3 protein-coding genes, 2 pseudogenes and 1 other annotated feature are annotated in these 5,742 nt (G+C 43.4%); of the genes and pseudogenes, 1 reads left to right on the forward strand and 4 read right to left on the reverse strand.

Annotated features, from left to right (window positions below):
• Positions 1 to 326: 326 nt before the first annotated feature.
• Positions 327 to 548: pseudogene (locus ACCI49_RS23225) on the forward strand (integrase core domain-containing protein); the annotation flags it as partial.
• A gap of 39 nt (positions 549 to 587) precedes the next feature.
• Here the strand turns inward: ACCI49_RS23225 and ACCI49_RS23230 are convergent.
• The 4 genes and pseudogenes from ACCI49_RS23230 to tnpC form a co-directional block, all read right to left on the reverse strand.
• Positions 588 to 1,273 (reverse strand): annotated as a pseudogene (locus ACCI49_RS23230) (IS3 family transposase); the annotation flags it as partial.
• Positions 879 to 995, reverse strand: a sequence feature (AL1L pseudoknot). Its footprint overlaps the pseudogene before it by 117 nt.
• Positions 1,274 to 1,320: 47 nt before the next feature.
• Positions 1,321 to 2,067 carry a thioesterase II family protein gene (locus ACCI49_RS23235; RefSeq protein ID WP_371841622.1) on the reverse strand — a complete coding sequence of 249 codons (747 nt, stop codon included), beginning with the start codon at positions 2,065 to 2,067 and terminating at the stop codon, positions 1,321 to 1,323.
• A gap of 105 nt (positions 2,068 to 2,172) precedes the next feature.
• Entirely contained in the window at positions 2,173 to 3,453 is a 1,281-nt protein-coding gene (locus tag ACCI49_RS23240; RefSeq protein ID WP_371841623.1) for an MFS transporter, read from the reverse strand.
• Between the two features lie 547 nt (positions 3,454 to 4,000).
• Positions 4,001 to 5,581, reverse strand: a complete 1,581-nt coding sequence (gene tnpC, locus ACCI49_RS23245) for an IS66 family transposase (RefSeq protein WP_371841625.1) — start codon at positions 5,579 to 5,581, stop codon at positions 4,001 to 4,003.
• Positions 5,582 to 5,742: the final 161 nt, after the last annotated feature.

The raw sequence follows: 5,742 nt of genomic DNA on the forward strand, positions 1-5,742 counted from the left end.
TGCTTCATTACATGGAGGCGGTGGAAGCTTTAAATGGACTTAAATGATGTGTATAAAACACAGTGTTCACCGCCACAAGAAACACAGCTTCTGCATAATTAAATTAACGCTTCCTCATCAAAAGATCACTTATACCAAAAAGCTAATGAGAAAAATATACTTTGCTCTGGACCGCATAAGGTATGGATACCTATTACGGGTAGGCAGGAATGTATTCGCAGCCCATATCGAGAAAAGTGTATACTTTACCTCCCACCCAGCAGCAACCGCATTACCTGTTCGGAGAGCGAAACCGTAAGTTTCTGTTCAAATGCCCCCGCTAGTCCTCCTATGACAACGCACTGGCAGAAACCATCAACGGCTTGTTCAAAGCGGAGGTCATCCACAGAGCAGGCCCCTGGAAAGGGCTGGACGAGGTTGAGCGAGCGACCTTGACCTGGGTCGATTGGTTTAACCATCGCCGTATTCTTGAACCCATCGGCGACATGCCGCCAGCCGAATACGAAAACCTGTACTATCAGCAACCCGAGTCTGTCCAAGCGGCATGACTCAAATAAAATTGCCTCCGATAAAACCGGGGTGATTCAATTCACGAGGTCTAGCGGCTTGTCGGCCAGCTCATCGGGGATAGTTGTAACGCAGCGCTTGCCTCTTCGAATACCCTCCAGCTGAAGCACCCACATCAGCCGTTCAACCGTGCAGCGGGCGACTTTTACGCCCTCGCGGTTAAGTTGTTTCCAGACCTTGCGAGCGCCGTAGACGCGATGGTTCTCTTCGTAGACCCGCAGGATCTCAGGCTTCAGCTCACTGTCACGTTGAGCGCGTAAGCAACGCTGCTCTGGATTGGCCTGCAGATTCTTGCAGCGGTAGTAGGTCGACGGTGCAATCGGCAGAACCTCGTAGATTGACTCGACACCGTGCGCCTCACGTTCCTGATCAATAAATGCCACCATTACTTCGGTTTGCGGTCGAGCTCCGCTTGGGCGAAAAAAGCAGCAGCCTTGCGTAATATCTCGTTGGCGCGCTTCAACTCACGGACTTCACGTTCCAGTTCTTTGAGGCGTGCGGCGTCACTACTGGTAGCGCCAGGCTTAGTGCCGCTATCGACTTCTATCTTGTTGACCCATGAGCGCAAAGTCTCTGGGGTACAGCCTATTTTGGAGGCAACAGAGGTGATCGCCGCCCACCGTGATTTGTGTTCATGTTCGCCGGTTAGCACCATACGAACTGCGCGTTCCCGTACTTCGGGAGAGTATCCAGGTCGTTTGTTCATTGGCTAATTCTCTCAAGAAAGTTAGCCTCCGATAAACCCGGGGTGATTCAAGATATTTCATTCACAATTTTAACTACTTCATTAACTACTTTGAGACGGTTCGAGTCAATGAAGAAATGATCACCATCAATCATTTCGACCTTACTACTACCTGAAAAAAATTTTGACCAATTGTGCAAACTCTGAGAATCAACATCTTTATCGTGCGTACCTCCCAATACAGTGAGGTCACATTTATGTTTTACCATAGACTCAAAAACATATTTATTTGCTATTTCGAAATCCGCCTTGATTCCAGGTAATAAAATGTTCATTAATTCATTACTCTGCAATGCCTCATCAGAAGTTCCTTGAAACTTTTCTAGCTCAATCATAAATTGGGCATCACTTAGCCTATAAATCTCTGATTTTTTATTGTATACATCTGGAGGATTACTACCAGATGCAATAAAATGAACAGGTAAATGGATATCATGCTCATTTATTTTATTGAGTAACTCAAATGCTACTCGACTTCCTAAGCTATGCCCAAAAAAGATATAAGGAATATCCATTGAGTGAACTAGCTTTTGAAAAAGCTCATTAACTAAGCTCTCCATATCGGTATATGGCTTTTCAAATACTCTACTAGCCCTTCCTGGTGGTTGCACCGCCACTATTTCTACTTCAGGTGGGAAATATTCTGCCCACTTCGTATAAATAGATGCACTACCTCCTGCGTAAGGAAAACAAAAAACTCTTAGTTTTGGATTAACTTGCGAACGTAGATTAATCACCCAATCGTTGATAGACATATTTTTAAGTTCTCAGAAAAATACAATGTAAGCAGGAGTTTTTTGGCTTTTCTGAATGAACTGCACACTTTCAGAATATTCTTGAGAGTGTGCAACTTCAGTAATTTAAGCTACTTTCACTCTTTTAATTCTCGACATATCTGTAAGAACCAGCGCTAACAATGAAACACATGCTAGTGATATTCCTGAAAGAGAGAAAATTGTGTCAGATTCGTAAAAGGTTAGAAAATACCCAGCCATAGCGGCACTTAAAGGTAGTAAACCAACTATAGTAAACATAACAATACTCATTACTCTACCTAACATTTCGGGGCTAGACTGGCTTTGAATCCAAGTAACTAATGCGACTTGAACATATCCAGTCAAGACTTGTAACATTAGTAAAACCAAAGCTGCAAATTGAATGTTTTCGATAGTTGAAAAACCCATAAGAGCAATACCAACTATTAAGTCAACAACAAGTAACGTGAATCCCAAAGTAAGTCTTCCAATTTGGGGCACTCTAGTAGCAATTAGCATTCCTAACATACCACCTAATGCACTGGCAGACATAAGAAAACCAAGAGTACCTGGCCCGCCTTGCAGCTGTTCCTTTACAAACAAGGGTAGCGCGACTTGAATTGGGCCAGAAACAAACAGACCAGTTAATGTGGCATAAATTATTACTAACCTAAGTTGCTTTTGATTCCAAGTATATCTAAATGCACTTACAAGGTCTTTGAATATTGTCTGGCCTGACGCTTTGTAAGTATGTTCTATCAATAACCGGTATATGAAAAACGCCGAAGCAAGAAAACCTAACCCATTAATCATAAAAGCTAAGGCCATCGATTCAGTTTGAACAGCGCCATCTTGACTAGTACTGCTACTTAATATTACTCCCGCCAGAATTGGGCCAATTAAAGTAGCAAGCGAGCGCAAAAACATTAATGTGCCATTCGCAGATTGAAGAGATTGTTGTTCTACGATTCTTGGTAAAATTGAACTAGCCGCTGGCGCCGCGAATGCTGTACAAGTCCCTAATAAAAATACTAAGACGTATAATAGTGGCAATGTAAGCATTTCTTTGTAAAGTAGAAAAGCGGCAGTGAGTAAAATAACTGAACTTACTAGTTTTGTAGTTAAAAGGATATTTCTGGGAGAAAATCGGTCTACCAAGACCCCACCAAATAACATTAAAATAGTCATTGGAAGTCCAAGTGCACCAATTACACTACCTAGAATCAATGAATCAGAGGTTAGTGAAAGTACAATCCAAGGTAGAGTTAAGAGAGTTAATTGATCACCCAACAATGAAAATAAAGAACTAAAAGTTAAGAGTTTAAAACTTTTGTTTTTCTTTATTGCTGTTGTCTCTTCATTATCTATATATACATCTGAAGTCATTAATTATGCCTGAAAATTATTATAAATTATGTAAAAAGAACCCTTAAAACCTAACACGTTAGGTTTAACAAAGGTTTGTTTTGTTAGTGAAAATCTACTTCGGAAACCAACTATTGCTGAAAACACTCCACTATCTCATAATCCTCGAGCCTTTTTGATAGAATGCCTTTGGCAAGGCAATAATCAACCAACTTATTTGATTCCACAATAGGTAAAGAACTCTCTTCATATTCAATGCTGGATATATAAGTCAACCAAGGCTCTATACCCATTGCATAGATATAAACGGATTTTGGATTAAAAATATCGACTATTCCTTTAGCTCTTTCGAAGTTAGATCCGTTTAAACGTCGATCTTGGTCCATTTTTCGATTTAGAGGGTTAGTGTAAAGTAAGCGGCCTTACCAGATCGTTGGTAAGAGTTGTATTTTGAGCACTAGGATAGCACGCTGAATGCCAAGTCATGGAAGGCCTAAAGGGCTGTGTCATCAACAGATAAATATGACTGCTCAACAGACGTCCGCCTTCTTGCGGACAGCACCGTATATCATGCAGCTGCAGCCACCCCAACTCTCTCAAGCTTGATATTCCAGGGTAGCAGTGCCTCATAATCCTCAACACACTGACAGTAAGGAATTGCTTCAAGTACCTTCACGTAATACCTGTAGGGGTCAAGGCCGTGGTGTTTAGCAGTGCGAATCAAACTGAAGTGTAAGCACAGTGCTTTAGCGCCATTGACCGAAGATGCAAACAGGAAGTTCTTACGAGCCATCACAAAGGGTTTGATTTCCTGTTCAGTCAAATTGTTGTCGATTTCTAAGCGGCCATCGCTGAGGAATGCACATAGCCCATTCCAATATTTCAGGCAGTAATTCATTGCTTTACCCAGCGGGGATTTGGGTAGCACTTGCAGATAGTGCTCATCCAGCCAGCACTTAAAGGCCGTCATAATCGGCCTGGACTCCTCTTGTCGCAAATTGTGGCGCTGCTTTGTGGTCAGCTGATTCTCTTTGGCTTTCCTCTCAACCCGATAGAGCTTCTTATAAAACTGCATTGCCCGTTTTGCCAGCCCGTCCCCTTGCGCCGCTCTCGCTATGGATTCAAATTTTCGCCGGGCATGTGCATTGCAGTGACTTGGGTTTACAGCTGTTTGCTCAAACAACAACTCAAAAAATGGATCAGCATCGCAATGCAGCGTGCCTGTAAAGCCGGCAAACCAGCCATTTACGAAATCTTTGTGATCAACGGCATTATATTCGTAGAGGATCGCTTCCTTTCCTGGAGGGCCACCTCGGAAACAGTAGGCATAAGATTTTCTGCTTGCTGGCCGGCCAGGTTCATTAAGAACTTGCAGTGATGTGGCATCCAAAGCCCCGATATCGTAGCCAATGACCCCGTCTTTTAGCAAATTGATCAGTGGTTGTAGGGGAGTAGCACAATCGATAACAGTACGAGCCATGGTTTGACGGGGAAAGCTAAAGCCGGCACGGGTCTCAAATTGTTTTTCCAGGTGATAGAACGGCTGTCGATCATCAAGCTTGCTGGCTATGAGATGGGCTAGAACGGACTCGGTAAACTTACTCTTGGGCAGGATATGCTTTGGCTTGGGAGCAGTAACTATTTGGCCTGCACAGCCTTTGGGACAGGCAAGCTTCTCCCGCAACTCGACAATCACCTCATATACCGGGGGTATGTAGTTCAAGCGCTCATGGCGTTCGTAATCAACCAGATTCTTTTGGCGGCCACATGCACAGGTTTTATCCTGTTCTGAGACAGGGATTACCACCTCTTTTCTTGGTAGGTGCTTGACAAAGGTCCTCTTTGTTTTTTTGAGATGCTTGTGTGCCGCAATACTAACCACATCATCCTGGTCTTTGTTGCCATCAGCATCATTTTCCTCTACAGAGCCATCATCCCGAGCTTCCGCACTTTCGAATAGCAATCCCTGGGGATCATCAGGGTCTTCGTATCGCTCAGAGCGTCGGCCAAAGAGAGAGCGCTGTAGTTGTTTGAATTGAAACAATAGCTGATCGTAAGCTTTTTCAAACTGCTCGCATCGTTGGAGCGAGAGTTTGAGTTCACATGTAAGCTGTTCAACCTGGCACTGTAGCGTATCACCGGTAGCCATTGGGTTTTCCGATGTTAATTTATGCGTGGATTATACCATGGGGAACTATCTTCCAGGCTCTATACGTATCAATAAAAGCGTGAAAAATAGAGTTTTTCTGGTTCTTCTTGCTGAGTAAAGTCCAACCCGGAAAGCAGCCACTGTAGCTGTGAAATCGACAA

Source organism: Microbulbifer epialgicus (assembly GCF_041447265.1).
Taxonomy (GTDB): Bacteria; Pseudomonadota; Gammaproteobacteria; order Pseudomonadales; family Cellvibrionaceae; genus Microbulbifer; species Microbulbifer epialgicus.